Below are 23,253 nucleotides of genomic sequence, written 5' to 3'. Positions count from 1 at the left end.
TTTATAGAACTGCTTGTGCTGCTGTTATGATTGCTAGTGAATATACTTCGTCTTCTGAGCAACCACGAGATAAGTCGTTTACTGGGGCATTAAGTCCTTGAAGGATAGGTCCAATTGCTTCAAAGCCGCCAAATCTTTGAGCGATCTTGTAGCCAATGTTTCCTGCTTCAATGTTAGGGAATACAAATACATTTGCGTGTCCTGCAACTTCTGAACCTGGTGCTTTTTTCTTTGCAACGGATTCTACGAAAGCTGCGTCAAATTGTAATTCTCCGTCAATTGCCATGTCAGGATTTTTTTCCTTAGCCATTTTTGTTGCTTCTGCAACCATTGTTACTCTGTCGTGAGATGCTGAACCCTTAGTTGAGAAAGAAAGCATTGCAATCTTTGGATCCATGCCAAATTGTCTTGCTGTTTCATTTGATACTACTGCTACTTCTGCAAGTCCGTCTGCATCAAGGTCAATATTAATAGCACAGTCTGCCATTAAATACATTTCTTCGTCTCTAAGCATGATAAAGGCTCCAGAGCATCTCTTGTATCCTTCTTTTGTCTTTATGATTTGAAGGGCTGGTCTAACTGTATCTGCAGTTGTGTGTGCTGCACCTGATACAAGTCCCTTAGCTTTTCCCATGTAGATAAGCATTGTTCCAAAATAGTTGTGGTCTTTTAAGATTTCTGCTGCTTGTTCTTCGTTTACTTTTCCTTTTCTTCTTTCTACAAAAGCCTTAACAATTTCATCTTTAGCTTCATAGTTAGCTGGGTCTAGAATTTCAAGGTCTCCTAGTTTCACACCTTCTTTTTCTGCTAAAGCTTCAAGTTCTTTTTTGTCTCCAAGAACTATTGGTTTAATATCTCCATCTTCATTAAGTCTAATTGCTGCTCTTAAAATTCTTTGGTCATCGCCTTCTGGAAATACTATTTCTGGTTTTGATGCTCTTACTTTACTTCTCAAATTTTCAATTAATGACATAATGTCCCCCTTTTTTATTTATGCTTATATTATATATCTTATAAAAAATAATTTAAAGTGAATAAGGTTTGAAATTTACATCTTCTATAACTTCATTGAGCCTTACAGAGTCTGCAACGAGCTTTGCAAGTCTGTGATGCTTCATTGTGTGGACCCTCAAAACTTCCACGCCCTTGTAGGCTGCTAGTGTCGTAAGAGCAGCCGATGCTTCGTCTCTATTTTCAAAGCCTTCTTCATTATTTCCATCAGCGTCAATATTATTTTCTGTCAAAATATTTGTGATAAATCTCTTTCTTGATACTCCTAAAAATGTGAAGCAGCCCATTTCTCTTATGGCGTCAATTTTGTCTATTAATTTTAAATTTTCCTTTTTAGTTAGGGCAAAGCCAATGCCTGGGTCAAGCATAATTCTATCTCTTGTAATGCCATTTTTTTCTGCCCTTTCAAGGGATTTTTCTAGATACTTTTTCATGACTTCCACTATGTCCATGTCTTCAAAGGATTTTAATTCTTCATCAGTAAAGGCTCCCTCTCCACCAAAGGATGGAAAGTTGGCAGATGACTTGTGCTTTGGCCTTGCAATCTTTGGATTAAACATTAAAATTGCGCCCACATCACTTTTTCCTACCACTTCAGCCATTTTAGGGTCGCCCATAAAACCTGTTATGTCATTTACAAAGTCAACGCCTGCTTCTATTGCAGCCTGTGCCACATCTGCCTTCCATGTATCAATGGATAGGGGCACATCTGTCATAGTCTTTAATTCTTTAATAACTGGCACAACCCTACTAATTTCTTCTTCAATTTCTACATAAGTAGAGCCTGGTCTAGTAGATTCGCCGCCAAGGTCAATCATTTTTGCACCGGCATCAATGAGTTCCATTGCCCTCTTGATGGCCTTGTCCTTGCCATACCATTTGCCGCCGTCAGAAAAAGAATCTGGTGTAACATTTACAATGCCACATAAAATTGTTTCCTTGCCACTTTCAAAAACTTTGTCTTTATACTTACAAATTAAATTATTCATTTTTCACTCCATTTTTATTTTTCTCGTCATCATAATTCTATGTCTAATAACTTTTTAAATCAAATAAATTTTAAATCGCGTAGTAGTGCAAAACTCCATCCTCATCTTTTTCAAAATCAGCCTTGCCTAGGGCCCTTAGGTGTTCTAGATGAGCGTGAGCTTCTCCTGCTGCGAAAAACTTTTGCGTGTTTGGAAATTCAGAAAAGTCCCTTGCCCTCATGTCCCAGGACATATTCATAGCAATGTCACGAACTGTGCACTTGCCCCTAGCCTCTAAAGTCTTTAACGCCTCGTTAATTCTCTTTTCGTGATGAGCCTTTAGCTCGTCAATCCTCTTTGGCACATCTTCAATAAGTGCCCTGTGAGATGAATAAAGGTGGTCAATTGGAAGATTTCTTAATTTCTCAATATTTTTAAGATATCTGCCAAGGCTGTCGCCCACAGTAAAATTCCAAAAAGTAATATTTGGAGTGATGTCTCCCAAGAGGTGGTCGCCGCAAAATAAAATTTTTCTCTCCTCTTCATAGAGGCCAACCATGCCAGGAGTGTGACCAGAAAAATCCATGCCCTTAAAGATAAAGTCTCCAAGCTTTAGGGTGTAGTCAGGATTAAAGGAAGTGTAGGGAAACTCTGCCTTGGGTCTATACAGAAAGCCTGCATGCTCTTCAATTTTTAAATTGTCCTCATCCAGCCCTTGAAGGTGGGTAGTCGCCATGACATCTTTCCACCTCTTAGAATTTGCATCAGCCATAGAAGACATCATGCGGTAGTCAATGTCTCCCATATAAATTTCCACGCCAAGTTCTTCATGAAACCAAGTTGCAAGACCTGTGTGGTCAGAGTGAAGATGAGTCAAAAATAACTTTGTCCTCTTTAAATCAATTTCCATGTCTCTTATAAAAGATAACATTTCACTCCTGATCTCTTCAGTGTTAAAGCCTGTGTCGATAATAAGAGCTTCGCCCCTGGACTTTACCATATAAATATTTATGCTCTTTAGGGGATTTCCCTTTAGGGGAATAATTTTACAATAAACGCCATCAGAAAGTTTTTTAATACTAGACATATTTCCTCCCACAGCTCATTTCATGTATAATAAATACGAGGTGAATTATGAGCGATTTTTTATTAAAACTTTTTAAAGTTGAAACCATTAACAAACTGCCTATTGATAAATTATACCCTATTATAGAGAGTTTAGACGCTGACCAAAGACAACTCATTGCATCTTCCTATGACTTAGACCTTGAAGGGCTAAGTTTGTCAGAAGAAGTAGAAGAAATACATAAAAAAATTACCAGTGAATTTAAAAACACTCTCATGAACTTTGACGAAAAAGAGCATAAGTCCTTTTACGATTTTTATAATGGCGCTGTAGATTATTCCGACGAAAATGTCTATGTAAACATGAAAAAATTCACATCCCTGGGACTCATGTATCTCTTCCTATCAAAATCAGGCACCTACTTTAACTTCGTCATACCAGAAGAACTAATAGAGATGTATGAAGAACTTTTACAATCAAGCTAAAAAATTAAGAGGCGAAAGTCTCTTTTTTTATTTGCCAATAAAATAATTTCCAGCAAAAATAAAAAGCCATCCATAAGCATGAATGACTTTAAATTAAAATTTTGGTGGAGGCGGCGGGAGTCGAACCCGCGTCCGAAGACTTCTTACAGAAAGATTCTCCGAGTGCAGACTCCTCTTAAATTTCCCCTGTATTACTAGAGTGTCAAACTCATACAGAGTATCGCCATTAACCCCCTCTGCTATGGCGCATTACAGAGTTCGTTTGCCCGCTAATTTGAAACCCGGTTACAGTTCGCGGCGTCTGGCCGGATTGCTACCTAATTAGGCAGCTAGTGCGAAATTATTTTCGTCGTTTATTTTTTATAGACCATTTTAGCGTTGTGTGATCCATCAACGACTCGCTACTTAAAGCTCAAAATCCCCGTCGAAACCATTTTCGCCCCCATATGAAGTTAGACTAAAATTATACTAAAATTCCGCCTTTTTGTCAATTTTAGCCCATCTCAGTCTTCTTCAATTTTTTTCTCTTTTTCTTGGCAAATTTAAATCTTAAATTTTTCTTCCAAATAAAATATCCAATCACTGACCCAAGGACATTTAACATCAAGTCGTCAATGTCAACAGACCTTCCTATAAAAAATTGTATGAACTCAACAAAAAAGGAAGTGGCAAAAGTAATGCCAAGGATCTTTAAAATATTTCTCGCCTTTGAAAAAATTTCTGGAAGTAAAATTCCAAAGGGCACAAATATTATTACATTGCCCATTATATTTATCATTGTGTGAAGGAAACCTGAATATTTTATGTAATTTTTTATAGTTCTAAAGGGAACTAGGTTTACGCCCCAGGCTCCTGATGTTATCCTGTCTTTAAAATTTCCAACGAAGTCAAAGTTTTCGTTAGTTAGATTTATTCCTGAGTTGGCAATATAGGAGTTTGGTGTAAATAACATTATTACTAGAAAGGCAAGGTAGCCTGCAAAAAGACTCAAGAGAAATTCCCTAAAGCCAGAAGAATTTATTTTTCTGTGGGAGAAAAATTTTACTCTCACCATGGAAAAGACTACAAAGGTAATTATGAAGGCAGGTATTGTCCTTGCCGCAAAAAATAAAAATAATCTCATATATTTTTTAGTTCTATTAAATTTGTTATGGAATATTTATTTTCTTCTACAACTAAGTGCCACTTGTCCTTGGAATTTTCATCGTAGACGCCCACTGTCTCAAGACCTGCACTTTTGGCAGTCCTCAGGGCAAGATAGGAGTCGTCAATTAAATATACATCCCTTGGATCTTCCTTTATTTCAGAAGTTATTGTAGTGAAAAATTTTTCTTCGCCCTTTATGTGGCCAACTGAATCTGCTGTGTAAAGTCCTTCAATGTAATTGTCTATGCCGTATTTTTTTATTACTATGTCTGCAAAGTGCTTTGCTGTTGATGTTCCTATGACAATTTTTTTATCCCTGTCCTTAAAATATTTTAAAATTTCAAGGGCATTGTCCTTTAACTTAACTTTGTTAGAATAAAAATCTATAACTGTGTCGCTAAAACCTTTATAAAGTTCTTCAAAGCTTTCGCTTAACTTGTAATAGTCCTTTAAATACCTAAGGGAAGTGTTAAGGCTCATGGTAGTCATCTTGTGTTGCACACTGTCTTCTATGTCTATTCCCTTTGTCTTCATAAAATCGCGAGAAACTCTTCTCCAATATCCCATGGAGTCCACCAGGGTTCCGTCTAAATCAAATATAATAGCTTTCATGTTACCTCCTTCTTTAATAATACTTATATTTTAGTTGTAATCTTTTTATAAATCAACTATAATAGTTTTCTAAGTGCTTTTTAAAATTTTTTTAAAAAGTCTTTGACAAAAATTTTTTTCATGTTATAATAATATCTGTTCGAAAATTAAATAAAAAGAATATAAAATTCTTGTAAAATTTTCATTGTCGGGGTGTAGCGCAGTTTGGTAGCGCACGTGGTTTGGGACCATGGGGCCGGGGGTTCGAATCCTCTCACCCCGACCAATTTATTTTAAGGCGTAAGCCTTATTTTTTTGTCTAAAAACATCTTTATGGACCTATGTCCGTTAATCCTCTTAAGATTTTTCTAATTTTTCAAATTATTAAATGTTTTAAGTTCCAATAATATTTTTAATAAAATTTTACTTTTCTATAAGTTTTTTCATAAAAGCTCTCACAAAACTTTCCAAATAATATTAATAATTTTTAAATAAAGATTTTAAATTAAAACTTTGTAAAAACATTTTTACAAAATGTTCTGCAAACGATTGATGCGTTGAAATTCTTTAATGTTATTTCCTTGTATTTATAAGTTCATTGTTCTATAATTAAACTAAGAATAATAAAAGTAAAGGAGGATTTATATGTTACTATTTATTATTGGACTTATAATATTGCTTGGTGGCGGATTTTTCTACTCAAAATATGTAGAAAGTCAATTGGCACCAGACGACAGAGAAACTCCAGCTGTTAGAAAAGCTGACGGAGTTGACTATGTAGTAATGAGCGAAAAGAAAAACTGGCTCATCAATCTACTAAACATTGCAGGTATGGGACCAATCATTGGACCTATCCAAGGTATTCTTTTTGGACCTATTGCTTTTCTAGCAATTCCACTTGGATGCGTATTTGCAGGATCAGTTCATGATTACATGACTGGATTTATTTCAATGAGAAATGGTGGATCACAAGTTCCTAAGCTCGTTGGAAAGTACATTGGCGATGGAGTTCGTAAATTCTACAATATTGTTATTGCAATCTTACTTCTACTTACTGGTGTAGTTTTTGTCTACACTCCTGGGGACTTAATCGCAAATGATATTCTTAAGGTTGGAGCTGATTCAAATGTTATTTGGATTATCTATGCAGTAATTTTTGCTTACTACATCGCTTCAACTGTACTACCTATTGATAAATTAATCGGTAAAGTTTATCCAATCTTTGGTGGTTTCCTAATTGTATCTGCTATTGGAGTATTTATTGGAATCTTTATTAAAGGTTCAGGAAACTTAGCATTTGAAAATGCTGGTCTTCTTGCAGAACACCCACTTGGACAAAGATTTATACCATCATTCTTTATAACAGTTGCTTGTGGTATCTTATCAGGTTTCCACGGTTCTCAAGTAACACTTATTTCTAGAACTGTTAAATCTGAATCAGAAGCTAGAACAACTTTCTACTCAACTATGATCGCTGAAGGTTTCATCGCCATGGTTTGGGCAGCAGGCGCAATGGTAATTTTCTCATCTGGTATTGCTCCACTTGACACTCCGGGAACAATTATGGTTGGTCAAGTTTCTAAATACTTCATGGGTAATGTTGGTGGACTTCTTGCAGTTCTTGGTGTTATTGCACTTCCTATCACTTCTGGTGATACTGCTTTTAGGTCTCTTAGACTTATCATCTCTGAAGAATTAAATATTGACCAAAAATCTCCTTCAAAGAGAGCAGGACTTTCTGCTGTACTATTTATCCCAGCTTTTGCAATCCTATACTTTGCAAAGACAAATCCTAATGGATTTAACCTACTTTGGAGATACTTTGGTTTCACAAACCAATTCGTAGCAATATTTGCACTTGCAGTTGCTAGTATTTATCTAATCAACAACAACAAAAATTATATTATTACTTTGATTCCAGGTACTTTCTATACATTTATTGTATTTGCATTTATTATAAATGTTAAAGGTCTTGGACTAGGAATGCCATTCTCAATTGCTTACCCTGCAGCAGGCGTTTTAGCAGCACTATATGCTTACTTCGTTGTTAAGCTTGGCAAGAAAAATCAAAGTAGAATTCAATCTATTGTTTTAGATTAATTTTTTTAAAGTAAGAGGTGGCTGGACATGCCACCTTTTTTTATTAGGAGGTTTTATGAATTTTATACTAAGTGATAAGGCTCTAACTTATCTTAAAAATAAAAATAAGGATAAAATTTTTATCAATCCCGACCTTGATGCTAAGGCTTGTTGCTGCGGCGTGGGCACCTTTGACTTTGACATAAGCATAAGGGAGGATGAAGACATAAGTAGGTATAAAAAAGTTGACGTGTCGGGCATAGCTGTTTTTTATAATCCCACTATTGATCTTTACCTGGAAGGTCGAGAAGACATGGATATAATAATATCTGCAGTTGGTCTTGGAAGTTTTAAAAAATTATATGTTGAGAACGAAATAAATTCAATTGACCAGTGAATCGATGAGTGATTAGATGAAAAATAATAAAATTGACGAATTTATAAAAAATTATGACTTAGATGAAAAATATAAAAATAGAATACCAGATCCTCACTTCTTTTACTCTGGCGACGAAATTTTAAGGGAGGCAATCTCTGCAGTCTTGGCAGGCAAAAATATTCTCTTAGTTGGCGACAAGTCCACAGGCAAAAATGTCTTGGCAGAAAATCTCGCCTACATTTTTAAAAGGCCTCTTTGGAATTTGTCCTTTCACATAAATATTGACTCTTCCGTTTTAATTGGCGACGACACCCTAAAAAATGGAAATGTCCTCTTTCGTGAAGGACCAATAACAAAGGCCGCAAGCTGTGGCGGCTTTGTTGTCCTAGACGAAATCAATATGGCAAAAAACGAAGCCATGGCAGTCCTCCACTCCATCCTTGACTACAGAAGAATCATCGACATACCAGGCTACGACATCATTAAACTTCACCCTGCAACGAGATTTATTGCCACTATGAATTATGGCTACGAGGGCACCAGAGAGTTAAACGAAGCCCTCCTCTCTCGTTTTGTAATTATAAAGATGCCCCTTATCTCTCGCGAGAGACTTGTTGAGCTTATTAAAAAAGAATATCCAAAGATGAAAGATGAATATGTGGGAAACATTGCCTTTTTCTTTTACGATTTAAAACTAAAGGCAGAGGCAGGAGAAATTTCAAGAAATGCACCAGATCTTAGGGGGATCTTTGATGCCATTGACCTTGTGATAGAGGACTTAAGTCTAACTTCTGCTCTTGATCTCACTATTGCAAATAAGCTTTTTGATCCCTATGAAGAAGAAATTTTAAAGGACTTAATAAAGACGAGATTTAAAGAAAATTTATATTTTAAAGATATTTTCCAAGAGTGATTTTTACTATGACAAATAAAAATTCAAGAAAAGAAGAAAATCGAATAAAAAATATAATTTGGGACGGGTCCATGGACTATGATAAGGAGCCCTTTATCACTGGCGAAGACATCTCTGGCAATCCCGACTTTTATCTAAATTTAATAATTGGTCTTTCTGCAAAATATTTTGGCAGCGAAAATTTAGAAAAAATTTTTAATAATTGGCAGTACAATCTCTACAGAGATAAGTTTGATTTATTTGCCATTTTTCTCCTAGAAGATTTGGTCTATGAAAAAGAAGTTCAGTCTCGACAAGTCTTGACATCTCTTCGCAAGCTTTACGCAGAAAAATTTTTGGAAGACAAATATGATTTGCAGAGAAAAAATTTGGCTCTAAAAGAAAATTTATTTTTCGAAATGCAGCTTAAAAAGGTCCACAATATTTTAGGCATGCCCTACAAGTTAAACGACAAGAGAGAAAGTATTTTTGAAAATTTAAGACTTCCGGAAGACACTGATGAGAAAAATTTAGAAGAGAGAATCTTAAATATTTTTCGTGAAAATTTAAATTACAAGGAAAATGAAGTCTTAAAATTTTCTCCCATAAAAAATTTCGCCCTCTTTGACAGCCTGGGCTTTGTCAAACTGGAAAGGTCCAATAGTCCAACTATTTTCGGCGATTTTCAAGCTAAAAAGACTTCTGGTCTTACAGGTTTTTTCTATTCCCTTGCCCTAAAAAGGCGAAGAGAAAAGGAAAAATACATTGAAGACACCTTTGGCAAGTCAATTTATTCTGATGATGAGATGAAAGTAATCCAGGAGAAATATTTATATGGAGCCCACAAAAAGTCAAGGCTTCACTACACAAGAGGGCAAAGCCACAAAAATATTGATGAGGAAAATTTTGACGACCAGGCAATAAATAGGCACCTCTTAAAATTTAAGGAAAACAGAAATTTTTACAACAATGAAATTAAAAGTCTATCCAAAAAAATTAGGCTGGCTCTTTCCAATCACTCTGGCATAGAAGAAGTGGTGACTAATAGCGGCAAACTCATTTCAAAGCTCGCCTACAAGTCCATGATTTCTGACAGGGTAAATATTTTTTCCAAGAAAATTTTAAATCTCAACTCCTACTTAAAGGTAGACCTAGTCCTAGATGCCTCTGCCTCCTTAATGGACCTAGAAAGCGACATTGCCATTGAGGCATACATCGTGTCCAAATCTCTTGAAAACAACGAAATATTAAATCGTGTGATTTCCTACGAGACTGTAGGGGACTATACAGTCATCACTATCTTAAAGGAATATGAAGATAAGTGCGACTTTGAGAAAATTTTTAGGTATAGGACTGCCGGTTGGAACCGCGACGGACTATTTTATCGTGCCTATCAAAATTTAATTGATTCTAAAAATGAAAATCATCTTTTGATTGCCCTAACTGATGCCCATCCACGCGACATAAGGCCCCTGGCTTCAAAAAACTTTTTTAGCTCAAAAAATTATTCTGACCAAAGCTCTTTAGAGGACACAAAAAAGGAATTGGACAAACTTAAAAAACTGGGCATTCACACATCGGCAATATTAAATAGCGACAAAATAGAAAACGCAAAATTTTTGTTTGGACGAAATTATATTAAAATCAAAAGCGTAAAGGAAATTGCCAACGTGGCTGGCCGCTTTATTCAAAGAGAAATTGCAAATATCGAAAAAAAATAAAAACTGCAGCTGTCAAGGTGGCCGCAGTTTTTTTGATGGATTTGAAATCTAATTAGGATTATCAAATATTTGGATTTATTAAAATTTTTATTATTTTACTAGGTCAAAAGCTTTTTGTGGAACATATACGGATCTTGTGCTGTAAATTGTAAGTCCGCCAAGTTCAACTTTTTCGCCATTTTTAATTGCGTAGTTCTTTGATACTGGGAATACAATTTTGTCTTCGCCCTTTGTTACAATAGCTTCGTAATCATTTTCGCCCTTCTTCACAAAATTAACCTCTGCTCCCTTGTCTTCGAAGCCCTTTCTAATTGGTTGGTAAAGTTCTTCAGTTAACTTGTCAAGGTCTAGGTCAAGTACATCTTCAAGGTATCTTCCAATTTCATAGTTGTGAACTGTTCCAATAAGTCTTTCTGCCTTTTCAGCTGTTGAGTAAGAGTAAAGTCCTATATCTCCGCCAACGTGTCCGCCAGTTGTCCATGCAATGTGGCTTCTTGCTGAGATAATTCTTCCCATTGCTGAAACTACATCTTTTTCAGTCTTGATTAAGTTCATCTCTTCTTCAGTTAAATCTTTTATGCCAAAATCTTTTGCCATTACTTCTTTTACATTTGATTTGTCTTCTTTAACTTCTTCTGCTGCCTTAGTTACAGAAATTTTTGCAGATAAAATTAAATCTGTAAATTCATTAAGAGGAGTCTTGTCATAACCCTTAGTGATGTTTCTATGTCCAAAAGTTATTCCGCCAGTTCCATGGTCTGCTGCAATTACAATAACTGTGTCCTTGTGTGAATCAGCAAAGTCTTTTGCAACTTTTACTGCATCGTCAAAGGCTTTGATTTCGTGAATGAGTGCAACTGGATCGTTGGAGTGAGCTGCCCAGTCAACTTCTGAACCTTCAACCATTAAGAAAAATCCCTTGTCATTTTTTGAAAGGACCTTTAGTGCCTTGTCAGTCATTTCTGCAAGAGAAGGCTTGTTGACTTTATCTCTGTCAATTTCATAAGGGAAGGATTTGTCTTCGAAAAGTCCCCAAATCTTATCGCCCTTTGAATCTTCCATTGCCTTTTTATTTGTTACATAATCGTAGCCCTTGTTTTTAATTTCAGCAAGAAGGTCTTCCTTGTCCTTTCTAGTTTCTTTACTTAAATAAGTGCTGCCTGCTCCTAGAACCACTTCCATGTCTTGGTAAACTTGTTGTTCGCCAAGGTCTTCATAGTTGTTTCTGTCAGGATTGTGAGCTGAGAAGTCCGCTGGTGTTGCGTGTTGAATATTTGAAGTTGAAACAATACCAGTGGATCTTCCACTTCTCTTTGCGCCTTCAAGGACATTTGCTATAGGTTGTTTTGCCCTATCCTTTTCAAGTTCAGCAGCACCTGGCATGCCTGCCTTTGTTGGATAACATCCTACAAAAGGTGATTCTGTTTTTATTCCTGTTGCCATAGCTGTTCCTGCTGGAGCAGAGTCTGCAATAGGTGTGTTTGAATTGTTTGTTCTAACAAGACCTGTTGCCATATCGTCCATAACAAATTTTTTGTCCTTAGTCATCCATCTTGCTGTAGTAAGTGCTTCTATACTCATGCCATCAGGTATCATCATGATTACATTTTTTGCACTGCCATAATCTTTCTTTTCAGCAAAGGCGAAACTTGGTGCAAGAGTTGCCACTGCAAGTGTCACTGCCAAAATTTTCTTAAAACTTTTCATTTATTCCTCCTAGATTTTCTTTAGCTATAATGTAACAGAGGAATGTAAAATTAATATTTATCTTATGTAAAAATATTTTTTATCTGCATAAATAAAATTTATTGGCTGCAAAAATTTTTACACAAAATTCCATAAAAAAAGGACGCCTAAGCGCCCATAAATTTTTATTTTATACTTCAATCTTTCCGTAATTGCCATCTTTTCTCTTGTAGACAATAGAAACAGCTTCAGTGTCTCCATCTAAGAATACGAAGAAATTGTGATTTAAAAGTTCCATTTGAAGAATTGCTTCTTCTTCGTTCATTGGACTAAGTTCGAAATTCTTTCTTTTAACGATTTTGTTTTCAGCTTCTTCCTTTTCCTTTTCAACAATTTCATCGAATCTAATAGTTTCGTTATTTTGGTATCTTCTCTTTAATTTAGTCTTGTGTTTTCTAATTTGTCTAGCAAGTGCATCCACAGCGTTGTCCATTGAAGAGTACATATCGTCTGTAGTTTCTTCTGCTCTAATAATTGTCTTAGGTAAAAATATTGTAACTTCTACAGTTTGTTCTTCTCTTACAGTAGAAAATACAACTCTCGCGTTGGCTTCTTCAGAAAAGTATTTATCCAATTTGGAGAATTTTTTTTCTGCCACATTTTTTAAAGATTCTGTAAGTTCAATGTTTTTTCCAACAAAGTTCAATAACATAAATGTCACTCTCCTTTTCTTTGTTAATTGTTTACCCAATTTTTACAAATAATATCAAGACTTTGGCAAATTATCAAAATGTACTTTTATATCCATTATTGATATAATTATCTTGCATATTAAAAAAATAGATGGGAGGATTACATGGCTATCAAAAATAAATTTGATTACAAATACAGAATTGGCATGCGTGCAATTAAGACGGCCCTAGCTGTTGTAATTGGACTTTACATCTCCTACCTTTTAAATTTAAATTCGCCAATATTTGTATCCATCGCCGCAGTTTCTTCCATGAAGCCATCAATGTCAGAATCACTTAGCGACATGAAGAAGAGACTTTTTACCTGCGTCTTTGGAGTAATACTTGGCTATATAAGTTCCAAAATATCTGTGCCCAATTTAGTTGAGCCTCTTATAGCTGGACTTGGCATTTTAATTACAATCTATATACTTTCTGTAATAAAGATGCGTGACATGGCACAACTTTCTTGCATAGTTTTCGTTGCAAGTTTTTGCTCTGATTCAAATAAGGCTCTCTACGCCGTAAATAGGATCCTAGGAACAGTTATAGGAGTTGTTGTTGGCGTCCTTGTAAATTACTATATATCCTCACCCAATATCGGGGAAGATTTTATTGCAGTTTCAAAAAAATGCTACCAATCAGCAAATAGAGTTTTGAGAGAAATAATTTACGACAAGAGGGCAAATTTATCTGATTTTAACGAAAATTTATCTAATGCAAATACTCTTTATAAACTTTTGGAAAAGGAAATAAAGACTCCTTTTCATCACGACCATTCTCTTGATAAAGAAACAAAGATCGTCTCTCTGCTTGAAAGCATATCTGTTCGGCTAGAAGTAATAAATAATATGAACGCAAATTATTTGAGCGAAAAAATTTCCGAAGATGTCAATAGCCGCTACAACTTAGATGAGCCCTCTTCTCATAACTTAACTGAAGTGGATAGCGTCTATAATTATCACATAGAATATATTTTGCGATACATGGATGAACTAAAGGAATTAGTTGAAGAATAGGTGAAAAAATGAATTTAACTACAAGAGAAATTTATGAAATAGGAAAAAAACTCTTGAGCCAAGCAAGCATTGGCTTTGAAAATTTTATAAATGAAATTGAATTTGCTCCCATTACAGAAAATCCCTATGTAATGGTAAGAGATAGAGACGAACTGGCAGCCTTTATGCTCTTTGACTTTAAAGAGTATGAGGATAATGCAAAGAGAGTTTTAAAAAGCATGCTAGAAGAGCTCGAAGTCCCTGAAGAAAATTATGCTTATCTTATAAAAATTTTCAGGGACTCTTATGTGTCCCTTTTTAGGATAAGGAAAGAAGATGACCACTTTACCTTTTACGATGTCCTTTTAGATGAATATATAGAAGTTGAAAATTACACAAAGATCAATATTAGCAAAGATGAATTTGGTCTCTACAGGATTTTTGGTCATGAAAATAAAAAATCCATACTTCAAGTCATTCAAATTATGGAGGAGAAAGTCTTTTTTTCTTTTTCAGAAAACCTCATTAGCTTATTCAGACACATAGAGGACAATTACGGTCCCATAAAAATGAATAAGGACTTCTTAAAAAGAGAATTTTTAAATATCATTGCCGTCTTTGGCGTAACTTTAGAATCTATAAATAATTATTTTCTCCATCCCAATGAAGACCTAGAAGATTTAGATGGCTTGGAAGATTTTGGTCACTTGCTAAGGTCTTTTTATGAAGAGGATCTGCTTATAGCCCAAGACACACAGTTATTTCAAAAAATTTTCCCTGGTGAGGATGTGGAATTTATAATGGGCTTCTTCTTCACTCTCTTCTCAAAGTTAAGTCGATGCCTAAGCCTTGGTGACTATGAAGAAGAAAAGACCTTCAAGGATTATGACCTAGACTACAAGGAAATGATTAAGGACCTTTGCGAGGCTGGAGACTTCTTGTCGAGAGAAGACTTAATAAAGTCCATAGACTTTTTGCTTGTCTTTTATGGACAGCTTCAAATCATGGGCAGGGGCGTAAAAAATATTTTAAAAGATTTAGGCGAAATAAAGAACAACATTTTTTATTATATGGAACTTTTGAAAAACAGTGAAAGCGGCTTTTACTCTGATGACAACCTACTAGATATACTTTATGACAACAAAAAAGCAGTCTTTGGCAACAGTTTTATAGAAAATTTCGATAGCTTTATCACTTTCCTCGACATGAACTATGTGAATTTGTTAAAGTCAGGGGACCTTTCTCCCGCTATGTTAAAAGAATTTTCATCTGCCATAAATTTAAAGCCCACAAAGGATGTTAAGACCCTAAAAAATAAGCACCTTCCACTAATTGAGCTCTACCTAAACTTTATGCTTAAAAAAAATTTGACCTTAATAAGCGGAGATTACTTTCCACAAGAACTTTTTCTCACAGATTATGCCGATGAATACCAAGCCCTTGACGACATAACTAAGCTTTCCCTTTGGGTTGAATCCTTGACTAATAAAAATTTTCTGGAAAGCTCCTTTGGTATAAACTACGATAAATATAGTGGCTTTGTGAAAGATCTTTTGAAAGACTTAAAAGATGGAGAGGTCATAAAAAATAGAGCCTTTGCAGAAGATGAGGTCGCCCTCTTAAATATTTTAAAAGATTTGGAAGTTATAAAGATAAAGGAATCTGATAAAAGTATAAGAATCACAAATTTTGGCAAAGACATTTATAATTACTACACAACAGAAGAAGTAAATGCCGACAATATTATAAAAGTTAACTTCAATGATGAAAAATAAAAATTTTGAGCTCGTCCATAGCTTTGGCGAGCTCTTTTTTTTTATGAAATTTTAAAAAAATTGCTCTTATCTTAAATAACTTTTAAAAAAAATAAGTTGAAATTTAGTCAACTCTCGTTTTATCTGCTAATACTATGGTATAATAAAGCTTAACCATAGTATATTAATACAAATTAAGGAGGACATTATGGAAAAGAAAAAATTCAACTCGACGGACATTGCACTATTTATTTTTTATTCACTTTTTGGAATTTTTATGTTCTTTGTGCCTATTACAATAGGCGGAGCAAAGAGTATACCAATTGACCACATAACAACACTTGTAAAAAAACTTCCAAATTATAATTTAATTTTTGGCGTTTTCATGGTGCTTGCTGGTATAGCCTATGCAATAAAAACTAAATCTTGGCAAAAAAGTAAACTTCACTCAGTATTCTTTGCAATTAAACTTGTAGCTTTAGTCTTTGTTTTTATGTATGTAACTAATAAAGGCCCTGCAAGAATTTTTGATGGAGATATGCTACCACTTATTTGGAATTCAATCATGGTTTCAGTAGCTACAATCGTGCCAATTGGATCAGTTTTCTTGGCATTCTTAACTGGCTTTGGACTAATGGAATTTATTGGTGTATTTATGGAACCAGTAATGAGACCAGTATTTAAAACTCCAGGTAGGTCAGCAGTAGATGCCGTTGCATCCTTTGTAGGCTCTTATTCATTAGCACTTTTAATTACAAATAGAGTTTACTTGGAAGACACTTACACAAAAAAGGAAGCAGCAATTATCGCAACAGGTTTCTCAACAGTATCTGCAACATTTATGATTATAGTTGCAAAAACTTTGGACTTGTTAGACTACTGGCTAGCCTACTTCTGGATTACACTTTTCGTTACATTTATAGTAACAGCAATTACAGCAAGAATTTTCCCACTAAATAAAAAACCACAAGAATATTATTCTGGAAAAGAATATATACCTGAAGAAAAGAAAAAAGTTACTTTTGGCGAAGCCCTAGATGCAGGAATGGAAACTTACAAAAATTCTGGCTCCTTAGCAGTTGTTATAAAAGATAACTTTATTGACGGATTTAAAATGGCACTTAACATTGCCCCATCACTTCTCGGCGTAGGTATGATAGGACTTTTACTTGCAGAGTACACTCCAATCTTTGACATCATTGGCTACATCTTCTATCCATTCACACTAATAACTAGAGTAGAAGAACCGCTTATGGTTGCTCAAGCCCTTGGCATGAGTATTGCAGAAATGCTTTTACCAGCACCAGTGGTAGCAAACGCAGGACTTGGACTAATAGCAAAGATGCTAGTAGCAGTAGTATCAGTTTCAGAAATCCTATTCTTCTCAGCATCAATTCCTGTAATGATGGGAACAGAAATACCTCTAAAATTCTCAGATTATATTATAATTTGGATTGAAAGAGTTATTTTAAGTATAGTAATCACTATGCCAATACTTTATCTATTCTTTAGATAAGTTAAAATAATTTAATATTTTTTAAAAACCAGGTTTATTTCATTTGCCTGGTTTTTTTTTACGCTCATTTTACAAGAACTTGTTACAATAATTTTGGTGATAATATGAATTTTTACTTTATTATAAAATCTATAGCTTATGTAATATTAGAATTTTTATATGGCTACAAACTAGAAAAATCAAAATTATGCAAGAGAAAAAATTTCTATCTCTTAAGCCTCCTTGTTCTTATTTTAGAATTTCTAAAAATAAATTATTATAGGTCTGACTTCTGGGATAGACAGTCGATTGGCTTTCTGATTGGCTATAATTTGTATTTCTTTATAAAAGTCAAAATAAAAAAGACTAGCCTAAGCTAGCCTTCTTATAAAAATTATTACTTATAGGGATTGTAAGACATTTCTCCCAAAATCTTTAAAAGCTTTTCAACATCCTTTTTATCAGCCTTAATAAATTTTACCTTCTTTGGCTTAGAGACAATATCCTTAACTTCCTTTAACATTTCTGGAGCATCGCCTTGATAGTGTAGAGGGAGCCTAAAATAATTAAAAGTACCATCAAAATTTAAATAATAATCAAAATGTTCAAGCCCTGCCATTGATGGACCAGAGCTTACGCCCATGAGTTCTCTTGTGTATTTCTCATCCTTTTCGTAGTCATCGAAGCTAGACATGGATTCTCCTCTTTCAGTTAAACCTATGTCGAGTCCATCCTTATTAGGATTTAAAAAAGGATTTTTATTTAAGTCAGCTTCAAAAAATTCTCCAGCCTTGGCAAAGGATAACCAAGCAAGACAAGCCTCAACTTCACCATTTTTTCTGCCCTTAAAAACTTTTGAAGGCATATTTCTCATTTTATTTTCATAAGTTGCCTTTTCTTCATCAGATTTTCCTGCCATGTCCTTCTTGTAAAGGTAGTCAAGACCTAGAGGATCTTTTGTCTTTTCTATCTCATCATTTTTTATTTTCTTAGAATCATAATTATCGCCAATTACAACGACTCTCTTGTCATTATCCCAATGAACCCTTTCGCCAAAGGCTTCGGCAATTGCCCTTATAGGCACAAAGGTCCTGTCATCCTTAATTACAGCTGGCGCATCAAGCTCTATCCTTCTATTTACATTGCTGGAAAGGTCTTCCATAAATTTTTCATTAATAACAAGAGAAAACTCATTGCCCTTTTCATCCTTAATAATAACTTTTTTATCATCATTATTCCAAGTAACGACCTTTCCCAAATTTTCTGAAATAACCCTTATAGGCACCATAGTTCTGCTCTCAGAAATATAGGGCGCCACATCAGAATTTACAATTTTGCCCTTGACCCAAAGCCTAATATTAGAATTTGCAAAAACAAGACTTGGAATAGAAAGAGCAAGTAAACTTAGTCCCAAAATAAATTTCTTCTTCATAAAAACCTCCTTATAAATTAAATTTTTAATTATGTAACTCTTTAAAGCAATTATATATGAGTGGGTATAAAAATACAAAAGAAAAACAAAAAAACTGCTGGGATAAGCCAGCAGTTTAAGTCTAATTAGTCAGCGCTATATGGAATAAGTGCGATTTGTCTTGCTCTTTTTATAGCAACTGTCATTTCTCTTTGATGTTTTGCTGTTAAACCTGTGATTCTTCTTGGAAGAATTTTGCCACGGTCAGAAATATAATTTCTTAGCATATCAACATCTTTATAGTCAATTTTTTTAGTTTTATCTTTTTCAAAAGGATCTACTTTTTTCCTTCTGCCAAATCTTCTTTGCATTTTTACCCTCCTTAAAATGGAATATCGTCATTATCAACAGGGAAAAATCCATCTTCATCGTCATTATCGTTTTTTGAAAAGTCATTTCCGTAGGCTGAATTTACTGGTTGATCATTATTAAATCCACCTTGATTAAAACCACCTTGGTTAAATCCACCTTGGTTTTGACTTTGGAAATTATTTTGATTAAAGCCGCCTTGGCTTTGACCTTGGCTTGAGCCTATGAAAGTTAAATTATTTACTACAACATCTGTTGTATAAATAGTTCTTCCTTCTTTTTCGTAGCTTCCTGTTTGGATTCTACCTTCAACTCCAATTTGACTTCCTTTTCTATGGTAATTGGCAATAAGTTCAGCTGTTTGACCAAAAGCTGTGCAGCCAATAAAATCAGCAGTTTGTTGATTATTAGCTTGAGCTTCTTGTCTCTTTTGCTTTGACATTCTTCTGTCAACAGCAAGAGTGAAACGACAAATAGCTGTTCCATTTTGCGCATAACGAAGTTCTGGATCTCTTACTAGTCTTCCTATTAAACTAACACAATTCATAAAAACTCCTTAGTCTTCAACTTTTATAATCATTTGTCTCATAACTGGGTCCATGATCTTTGCGACTCTGTTGATTTCAGCAATGTCTTCTGGTTTTGTTTCGAATTCAACGAAAATATAATAAGCTTCTTTTTTGTAGTCGATTTCGTAAGCTAATTTTCTCATGCCCCATTCATCAACGTTATTAATTTTACCGTCTTTTTCGATTACCTTTTTAAGTCTGTCGAAAGAAGCATTTCTTTTTTCTTCTTCCACTTCAGGATAAAACATAATCACCGCTTCGTATTTGTTCATACTTTCACCTCCTCATGGTCTACGGCATAGCTAAAAAAACTATGCAAGGATTTCAATCTTTGATATTATATATTAAAGAAAGAGCTTAGTCAAGATTTTTTAAAAATTCGAGGTACTTATGCAAGTTAAAAAAATTAAAGTGAAGGAAAAGAAAAACATAGCCCTTGTTGCCCATGACCACAAGAAAAAAGAACTCCTGGCTTGGGTTAAAAGGCACGAAGAAAAATTAAGAGGGCACAATTTTATTGGAACGGGGACCACTGCTGCCCTCATCTCTCGTGAGACATCTCTTGATGTCAAACGCCTTGTTTCTGGTCCACTTGGTGGCGACCAACAACTTGGTGCAAAAATTTCTGATTCAAAAATTGATATTTTGATCTTCTTCTGGGATCCTCTTGAGGCGCAACCTCACGACCCCGATGTAAAGGCATTACTTAGGATTTCCACCCTATACAATATTGCCATGGCAACATCTCCTACTACTGGCGACTATATTTTGTCTTCGCCAATGTTTAATGAGGAGTATGATGTGGAAATTTTGGACAACGAATACTCTGTAGAAGATAGAATTTCAAAAAATGATTTTGATTAATTTTTAAAAACTTTTGGTAAAATTAATTTAAAGAAGTTAAAATTTTTCAAATGTTTCGATAATAAAAATAGGAGGAATTATGGATTACAAAAGATTTGGCGACAAAATTATCGCAAGGATTGACAGAACTGAAGAAGTTCACGAAAAATTAAAGGATCTTGCTTTAAAGGAAAATATTAAACTTGCAAGCATTTATGGAATTGGAGCCACAGACGACTTCACTATTGGACTCTTTAGCCTGGCAAAAAGAGATTACAAGGAAAAAAATTTCAAGGGCGAATTTGAAATTTTATCTCTAATTGGTAGCATCACAACCCTAGATGGCGAATACTATCCACACCTTCACATATCTGCATCTGACACTGACGGAAAAGTTTATGGCGGCCATTTAAAGTCTGCCAAGATAAGTGTAACTTGCGAACTAACTATTAATGTAATAGAGGGCACTGTGGAAAGACAAAAGGACGACTACACTGGCATAAATATTTATAAGTTTGATTAATTTTATTAAAATTTTTAAATAGAAGTGGCTTTTGAAGTCACTTTTATTTTTTTGCATTTTTTTGATAGAATAATTTCATTGGAGGTTATTATGACAAATATTTTAGATAGATTTTTAAATTATGTTTCCTTTGAGACAACAAGTGACGAAAGTTCCCCTACTTGTCCATCAACAGAAAGACAGTTAAAGCTTGGGAATTTCTTGGTGGAGGAATTAAGGTCCCTTGGCATTGAGGCTGAGATTGATGAAAATGGCTATGTCTATGGGAAAATCCCTGGCAGGGTAAAAGCCAAGAAGACTGTTGGTTTTATTGCTCACATGGACACTGCTCCCGACATGAGCGGTAAGGATGTAAGGGCAAGGGTTATTGAAAATTATGATGGCTGCGACATAAAATTAAATGAGGACTTCACCACATCTGTCTCTGACTTTCCCTTTTTAAATGACTTAAGGGGCGAAACTCTTATAACAACAGACGGGACTACACTCTTAGGTGCTGACGACAAGGCTGGCATAGCCATAATTATTTCTGCTGTGGAAGAACTTTTAAAGGACAAGGATGCCAAATATGGCGACATAAAAATTGCCTTTACACCTGACGAAGAAATCGGCAGAGGTGCAGATAAGTTTGATGTGAAAAAATTTGGGGCAGACTTTGCCTTTACCGTTGACGGCGGACCTCTTGGCGAGCTTGAATACGAAACCTTTAACGCGGCCTCAGCAAAAATCGAAATCCAAGGCAAAAATGTGCATCCTGGTTCTGCCAAGGACACCATGGTAAACTCCCAGCTAATAGCCATGGAATTTAATTCAATGCTCCCAGCAGGCGAAAGACCTGAATACACAGAAGGCTACGAAGGCTTCTCCCTTCTTCTTGGCATAGAGGGATCTGTTGAGTTCACAAAAATGAACTACATCATAAGAAATCACTCAAGAGAAAAGTTTGAAGACATGAAAAAATTATTTGAGGAGATTGCAAGCTTCTTGAATAAAAAATACGACAAGTGCATAAAACTTGAAATAAAAGACCAATATTATAACATGAGAGAAGTTTTAGAGGACCACATGGAAATAATTGACCTTGCAAAAAAAGCATTTGAAAAATCTGGCGTCACTCCAAAAATTGGCCCAGTAAGAGGCGGAACTGATGGCTCAAAATTATCCTTTATGGGTCTTCCAACTCCAAACATCTTTACTGGTGGCTACAATTATCACGGTCGCTACGAACTTGTGAGCCTTGACCAGATGCAAAAGTCCAAAGAAGTTGTAAAAAATATAATAGAGCTTTTAGCTCAATAAGAATTACATTAAAAAAGACCATCATGCACTTTGATGGTCTTTCTTTATAAAATAATTTTCCCTATTTAATTTTCATCTTTAACTTCATTTTCATTAGAATTAGAAACAGAAGTAGAATTTTCTTCTTTCACAGCCTCTTCCTTTAATTTTTCCCTAAGCTTTTTGTCTCTAATTTTTTGCTCAATAGCCGCCCTTTCTTCTTCTGTCATATTCTTAAGCTCTTCTTCGGTATAATTTAAGTCTTCTTCACTTGCTTCAGACTCCTTATCTCTCAGTCTTACAAGTTCATGGGCTTCATAAGTTGCACTATCTTTATCCACAAAATATAGGGGTGAACCCTTTTTAGTAGTGCCTTCCACAGTTTTCATACCGATATTTTCCTTGTCCAGAGTTATGCCATAGTAGGCAAGATAGGAAAGCTGACCATAGTTCATGTCCGTCTCAATGTGTTTATTGGCAATGGAAACAAGTTTTGGAACTTTTAAAAGCATTTTAGGTGACTTCATCTTGTCAAAAATCTTCATGATGAAATCTTGTTGTGCCTTAATCCTGTCAAGGTCTTGGTCCTTGTAAATTTTTCTAATTCTAAGATATTTCACAGAGTCTTCTCCATTTAAGAGGTGAAGACCTTCTTCAAAATTAATTTCTAGTGGCGGTATAGTCGATGGGTCTGTGTACTTGTATTCTGGCGTGTAAACTTCCACTCCGCCAATGGCATCTACAAGCTCCTTCACTGCCTCATAGTTGACTGTAACATAATGGTCAATTTTTACTCCCATAAAGTCTTCTACACTTGAAACTTGAAGATCAATACCTCCACGAGAATAAGCTGCATTCATCCTATAATTGTCATAGCCCTTTAACTTGTAGTATGTATCCCTTGGGATGGATAAAAGTCTAACTCTGTCGTACTTTGGATCAATGGATAAGAGCATAATTGTGTCTGCCCTCTTAGAGTCCTCGTCCTTTTCATAAGTCACTTGGCTGGAATCAAGTCCAACTAATAAAATATTTACAATGTCCTCATCGTCATTGAAGACAGTAATTTTTTCTGGCTCAGCAACTTCTTCTTTATTTATAATTTTTTTATTGTCATCTAATTTTTTTCCCCTTGGCATAAATATAAATGTAAGTCCTAATGCTCCAAGGAGGAGTATAACTGTAAGGAATACAAATATTCTATAAATATATTTCATATTAACCTCCTAAACTAAGTCTATATAAAAATTAATAAATT

Annotated in this window: 23 protein-coding genes, 1 tRNA gene and 1 other RNA gene; 12 read left to right on the top strand and 13 right to left on the bottom strand. The window is 34.9% G+C overall.

Features of this window, described 5'->3' with window-relative positions; all coding sequences use genetic code 11:
- Window position 1 precedes the first annotated feature (1 nt).
- The 3 genes from pta to HMPREF2801_RS08065 form a co-directional block, all read right to left on the bottom strand.
- Complete coding sequence (pta, locus tag HMPREF2801_RS08075; protein ID WP_070611715.1) at window positions 2-973, bottom strand: phosphate acetyltransferase; 972 nt, start codon at window positions 971-973, stop codon at window positions 2-4.
- A 52-nt stretch (window positions 974-1,025) separates the two neighbouring features.
- The gene (gene folP / locus HMPREF2801_RS08070; RefSeq protein WP_070611713.1) at window positions 1,026-2,000 is read right to left on the bottom strand and encodes a dihydropteroate synthase; all 975 of its coding nucleotides are present in this window, start codon (window positions 1,998-2,000) and stop codon (window positions 1,026-1,028) included.
- Between the two features lie 70 nt (window positions 2,001-2,070).
- Window positions 2,071-3,066, bottom strand: coding sequence for an MBL fold metallo-hydrolase (locus HMPREF2801_RS08065; protein WP_083303737.1), 996 nt, complete (start codon window positions 3,064-3,066; stop codon window positions 2,071-2,073).
- A gap of 47 nt (window positions 3,067-3,113) precedes the next feature.
- Here HMPREF2801_RS08065 and HMPREF2801_RS08060 point away from each other — a divergent pair, with 47 nt between their 5' ends.
- The gene (locus HMPREF2801_RS08060; protein WP_070611711.1) at window positions 3,114-3,530 is read left to right on the top strand and encodes a hypothetical protein; all 417 of its coding nucleotides are present in this window, start codon (window positions 3,114-3,116) and stop codon (window positions 3,528-3,530) included.
- Between the two features lie 102 nt (window positions 3,531-3,632).
- On the opposite strand, the gene ssrA is transcribed toward HMPREF2801_RS08060, so the two are convergent.
- The 3 genes from ssrA to HMPREF2801_RS08045 all read right to left on the bottom strand — a co-directional run bounded on the left by ssrA (window position 3,633) and on the right by HMPREF2801_RS08045 (window position 5,288).
- Window positions 3,633-3,974: a transfer-messenger RNA gene (ssrA, locus tag HMPREF2801_RS08055) on the bottom strand.
- A gap of 49 nt (window positions 3,975-4,023) precedes the next feature.
- Window positions 4,024-4,653 (bottom strand): VanZ family protein, encoded by a 630-nt coding sequence (locus HMPREF2801_RS08050; RefSeq protein ID WP_070611709.1) that lies wholly within the window; start codon window positions 4,651-4,653, stop codon window positions 4,024-4,026.
- Window positions 4,650-5,288: an HAD family hydrolase gene (locus HMPREF2801_RS08045; protein WP_070611707.1), complete on the bottom strand. Its 639-nt coding sequence runs from the start codon at window positions 5,286-5,288 to the stop codon at window positions 4,650-4,652. The genes HMPREF2801_RS08050 and HMPREF2801_RS08045 overlap by 4 nt, the downstream gene beginning before the upstream one ends.
- 188 nt (window positions 5,289-5,476) lie before the next feature.
- On the opposite strand from HMPREF2801_RS08045, the gene HMPREF2801_RS08040 reads away from it, so the two are divergent.
- From HMPREF2801_RS08040 to HMPREF2801_RS08020, 5 genes are all read left to right on the top strand, one after another.
- Window positions 5,477-5,553, top strand: a tRNA-Pro gene (locus HMPREF2801_RS08040).
- 359 nt (window positions 5,554-5,912) lie between these two features.
- On the top strand, window positions 5,913-7,367 hold the full coding sequence (locus HMPREF2801_RS08035) for a carbon starvation CstA family protein (RefSeq protein ID WP_070611705.1): 1,455 nt from the start codon (window positions 5,913-5,915) through the stop codon (window positions 7,365-7,367).
- A 55-nt stretch (window positions 7,368-7,422) separates the two neighbouring features.
- The gene (locus HMPREF2801_RS08030; RefSeq protein ID WP_070611703.1) at window positions 7,423-7,743 is read left to right on the top strand and encodes a hypothetical protein; all 321 of its coding nucleotides are present in this window, start codon (window positions 7,423-7,425) and stop codon (window positions 7,741-7,743) included.
- Window positions 7,744-7,759: 16 nt separating this feature from the next.
- Complete coding sequence (locus HMPREF2801_RS08025; RefSeq protein WP_070611701.1) at window positions 7,760-8,638, top strand: AAA family ATPase; 879 nt, start codon at window positions 7,760-7,762, stop codon at window positions 8,636-8,638.
- An 8-nt stretch (window positions 8,639-8,646) separates the two neighbouring features.
- Complete coding sequence (locus HMPREF2801_RS08020) at window positions 8,647-10,338, top strand: hypothetical protein (protein WP_070611699.1); 1,692 nt, start codon at window positions 8,647-8,649, stop codon at window positions 10,336-10,338.
- Between the two features lie 90 nt (window positions 10,339-10,428).
- Here HMPREF2801_RS08020 and HMPREF2801_RS08015 read toward each other — a convergent pair whose 3' ends face one another.
- The gene (locus HMPREF2801_RS08015) at window positions 10,429-12,045 is read right to left on the bottom strand and encodes an alkaline phosphatase (RefSeq protein ID WP_070611696.1); all 1,617 of its coding nucleotides are present in this window, start codon (window positions 12,043-12,045) and stop codon (window positions 10,429-10,431) included.
- Between the two features lie 169 nt (window positions 12,046-12,214).
- On the bottom strand, window positions 12,215-12,736 hold the full coding sequence (hpf, locus tag HMPREF2801_RS08010) for a ribosome hibernation-promoting factor, HPF/YfiA family (protein WP_070611694.1): 522 nt from the start codon (window positions 12,734-12,736) through the stop codon (window positions 12,215-12,217).
- A gap of 144 nt (window positions 12,737-12,880) precedes the next feature.
- Here hpf and HMPREF2801_RS08005 point away from each other — a divergent pair, with 144 nt between their 5' ends.
- The 3 genes from HMPREF2801_RS08005 to HMPREF2801_RS07995 all read left to right on the top strand — a co-directional run bounded on the left by HMPREF2801_RS08005 (window position 12,881) and on the right by HMPREF2801_RS07995 (window position 17,023).
- Window positions 12,881-13,774, top strand: a complete 894-nt coding sequence (locus HMPREF2801_RS08005) for an FUSC family protein (RefSeq protein ID WP_070611693.1) — start codon at window positions 12,881-12,883, stop codon at window positions 13,772-13,774.
- Between the two features lie 8 nt (window positions 13,775-13,782).
- Complete coding sequence (locus HMPREF2801_RS08000; protein ID WP_070611691.1) at window positions 13,783-15,528, top strand: hypothetical protein; 1,746 nt, start codon at window positions 13,783-13,785, stop codon at window positions 15,526-15,528.
- A 187-nt stretch (window positions 15,529-15,715) separates the two neighbouring features.
- Window positions 15,716-17,023 (top strand): YjiH family protein, encoded by a 1,308-nt coding sequence (locus HMPREF2801_RS07995; protein WP_070611689.1) that lies wholly within the window; start codon window positions 15,716-15,718, stop codon window positions 17,021-17,023.
- A gap of 376 nt (window positions 17,024-17,399) precedes the next feature.
- Here the strand turns inward: HMPREF2801_RS07995 and HMPREF2801_RS07985 are convergent, their stop codons facing one another.
- The 4 genes from HMPREF2801_RS07985 to rpsF form a co-directional block, all read right to left on the bottom strand.
- Window positions 17,400-18,434 carry a copper amine oxidase N-terminal domain-containing protein gene (locus tag HMPREF2801_RS07985; protein WP_070611685.1) on the bottom strand — a complete coding sequence of 345 codons (1,035 nt, stop codon included), beginning with the start codon at window positions 18,432-18,434 and terminating at the stop codon, window positions 17,400-17,402.
- Between the two features lie 125 nt (window positions 18,435-18,559).
- Window positions 18,560-18,784, bottom strand: a complete 225-nt coding sequence (rpsR, locus tag HMPREF2801_RS07980; RefSeq protein WP_019108153.1) for a 30S ribosomal protein S18 — start codon at window positions 18,782-18,784, stop codon at window positions 18,560-18,562.
- A gap of 11 nt (window positions 18,785-18,795) precedes the next feature.
- The gene (locus tag HMPREF2801_RS07975) at window positions 18,796-19,329 is read right to left on the bottom strand and encodes a single-stranded DNA-binding protein (protein ID WP_070611683.1); all 534 of its coding nucleotides are present in this window, start codon (window positions 19,327-19,329) and stop codon (window positions 18,796-18,798) included.
- 9 nt (window positions 19,330-19,338) lie between these two features.
- Window positions 19,339-19,623: a 30S ribosomal protein S6 gene (gene rpsF, locus HMPREF2801_RS07970; protein WP_019108155.1), complete on the bottom strand. Its 285-nt coding sequence runs from the start codon at window positions 19,621-19,623 to the stop codon at window positions 19,339-19,341.
- Window positions 19,624-19,741: 118 nt separating this feature from the next.
- On the opposite strand from rpsF, the gene HMPREF2801_RS07965 reads away from it, so the two are divergent.
- From HMPREF2801_RS07965 to pepT, 3 genes are all read left to right on the top strand, one after another.
- The gene (locus HMPREF2801_RS07965; protein WP_019125275.1) at window positions 19,742-20,215 is read left to right on the top strand and encodes a methylglyoxal synthase; all 474 of its coding nucleotides are present in this window, start codon (window positions 19,742-19,744) and stop codon (window positions 20,213-20,215) included.
- Window positions 20,216-20,294: 79 nt separating this feature from the next.
- Complete coding sequence (locus tag HMPREF2801_RS07960) at window positions 20,295-20,717, top strand: PPC domain-containing DNA-binding protein (RefSeq protein ID WP_070611681.1); 423 nt, start codon at window positions 20,295-20,297, stop codon at window positions 20,715-20,717.
- A gap of 90 nt (window positions 20,718-20,807) precedes the next feature.
- Window positions 20,808-22,016: a peptidase T gene (gene pepT / locus HMPREF2801_RS07955; protein ID WP_070611679.1), complete on the top strand. Its 1,209-nt coding sequence runs from the start codon at window positions 20,808-20,810 to the stop codon at window positions 22,014-22,016.
- Between the two features lie 65 nt (window positions 22,017-22,081).
- Here the strand turns inward: pepT and HMPREF2801_RS07950 are convergent, their stop codons facing one another.
- Window positions 22,082-23,212, bottom strand: coding sequence for an LCP family protein (locus HMPREF2801_RS07950; RefSeq protein WP_070611677.1), 1,131 nt, complete (start codon window positions 23,210-23,212; stop codon window positions 22,082-22,084).
- Between the last annotated feature and the right edge of the window lie 41 nt (window positions 23,213-23,253).

Source organism: Peptoniphilus sp. HMSC062D09, assembly GCF_001811425.1.
Lineage (GTDB): Bacteria > Bacillota > Clostridia > Tissierellales > Peptoniphilaceae > Peptoniphilus_A.
Note: the sequence above shows the minus strand (reverse complement) of the source record. Positions and strands in the feature narration are given on the sequence as shown.

What these genes read in the sequence shown, in the direction of transcription:
- pta (WP_070611715.1), bottom strand. Translation starts at nt 973, where the DNA reads ATGTCATTAATTGAAAATTTGAGAAGTAAAGTAAGAGCATCAAAACCA.
- folP (WP_070611713.1), bottom strand. Translation starts at nt 2,000, where the DNA reads ATGAATAATTTAATTTGTAAGTATAAAGACAAAGTTTTTGAAAGTGGC.
- HMPREF2801_RS08065 (WP_083303737.1), bottom strand. Translation starts at nt 3,066, where the DNA reads ATGTCTAGTATTAAAAAACTTTCTGATGGCGTTTATTGTAAAATTATT.
- HMPREF2801_RS08060 (WP_070611711.1), top strand. Translation starts at nt 3,114, where the DNA reads ATGAGCGATTTTTTATTAAAACTTTTTAAAGTTGAAACCATTAACAAA.
- HMPREF2801_RS08050 (WP_070611709.1), bottom strand. Translation starts at nt 4,653, where the DNA reads ATGAGATTATTTTTATTTTTTGCGGCAAGGACAATACCTGCCTTCATA.
- HMPREF2801_RS08045 (WP_070611707.1), bottom strand. Translation starts at nt 5,288, where the DNA reads ATGAAAGCTATTATATTTGATTTAGACGGAACCCTGGTGGACTCCATG.
- HMPREF2801_RS08035 (WP_070611705.1), top strand. Translation starts at nt 5,913, where the DNA reads ATGTTACTATTTATTATTGGACTTATAATATTGCTTGGTGGCGGATTT.
- HMPREF2801_RS08030 (WP_070611703.1), top strand. Translation starts at nt 7,423, where the DNA reads ATGAATTTTATACTAAGTGATAAGGCTCTAACTTATCTTAAAAATAAA.
- HMPREF2801_RS08025 (WP_070611701.1), top strand. Translation starts at nt 7,760, where the DNA reads ATGAAAAATAATAAAATTGACGAATTTATAAAAAATTATGACTTAGAT.
- HMPREF2801_RS08020 (WP_070611699.1), top strand. Translation starts at nt 8,647, where the DNA reads ATGACAAATAAAAATTCAAGAAAAGAAGAAAATCGAATAAAAAATATA.
- HMPREF2801_RS08015 (WP_070611696.1), bottom strand. Translation starts at nt 12,045, where the DNA reads ATGAAAAGTTTTAAGAAAATTTTGGCAGTGACACTTGCAGTGGCAACT.
- hpf (WP_070611694.1), bottom strand. Translation starts at nt 12,736, where the DNA reads ATGTTATTGAACTTTGTTGGAAAAAACATTGAACTTACAGAATCTTTA.
- HMPREF2801_RS08005 (WP_070611693.1), top strand. Translation starts at nt 12,881, where the DNA reads ATGGCTATCAAAAATAAATTTGATTACAAATACAGAATTGGCATGCGT.
- HMPREF2801_RS08000 (WP_070611691.1), top strand. Translation starts at nt 13,783, where the DNA reads ATGAATTTAACTACAAGAGAAATTTATGAAATAGGAAAAAAACTCTTG.
- HMPREF2801_RS07995 (WP_070611689.1), top strand. Translation starts at nt 15,716, where the DNA reads ATGGAAAAGAAAAAATTCAACTCGACGGACATTGCACTATTTATTTTT.
- HMPREF2801_RS07985 (WP_070611685.1), bottom strand. Translation starts at nt 18,434, where the DNA reads ATGAAGAAGAAATTTATTTTGGGACTAAGTTTACTTGCTCTTTCTATT.
- rpsR (WP_019108153.1), bottom strand. Translation starts at nt 18,784, where the DNA reads ATGCAAAGAAGATTTGGCAGAAGGAAAAAAGTAGATCCTTTTGAAAAA.
- HMPREF2801_RS07975 (WP_070611683.1), bottom strand. Translation starts at nt 19,329, where the DNA reads ATGAATTGTGTTAGTTTAATAGGAAGACTAGTAAGAGATCCAGAACTT.
- rpsF (WP_019108155.1), bottom strand. Translation starts at nt 19,623, where the DNA reads ATGAACAAATACGAAGCGGTGATTATGTTTTATCCTGAAGTGGAAGAA.
- HMPREF2801_RS07965 (WP_019125275.1), top strand. Translation starts at nt 19,742, where the DNA reads ATGCAAGTTAAAAAAATTAAAGTGAAGGAAAAGAAAAACATAGCCCTT.
- HMPREF2801_RS07960 (WP_070611681.1), top strand. Translation starts at nt 20,295, where the DNA reads ATGGATTACAAAAGATTTGGCGACAAAATTATCGCAAGGATTGACAGA.
- pepT (WP_070611679.1), top strand. Translation starts at nt 20,808, where the DNA reads ATGACAAATATTTTAGATAGATTTTTAAATTATGTTTCCTTTGAGACA.
- HMPREF2801_RS07950 (WP_070611677.1), bottom strand. Translation starts at nt 23,212, where the DNA reads ATGAAATATATTTATAGAATATTTGTATTCCTTACAGTTATACTCCTC.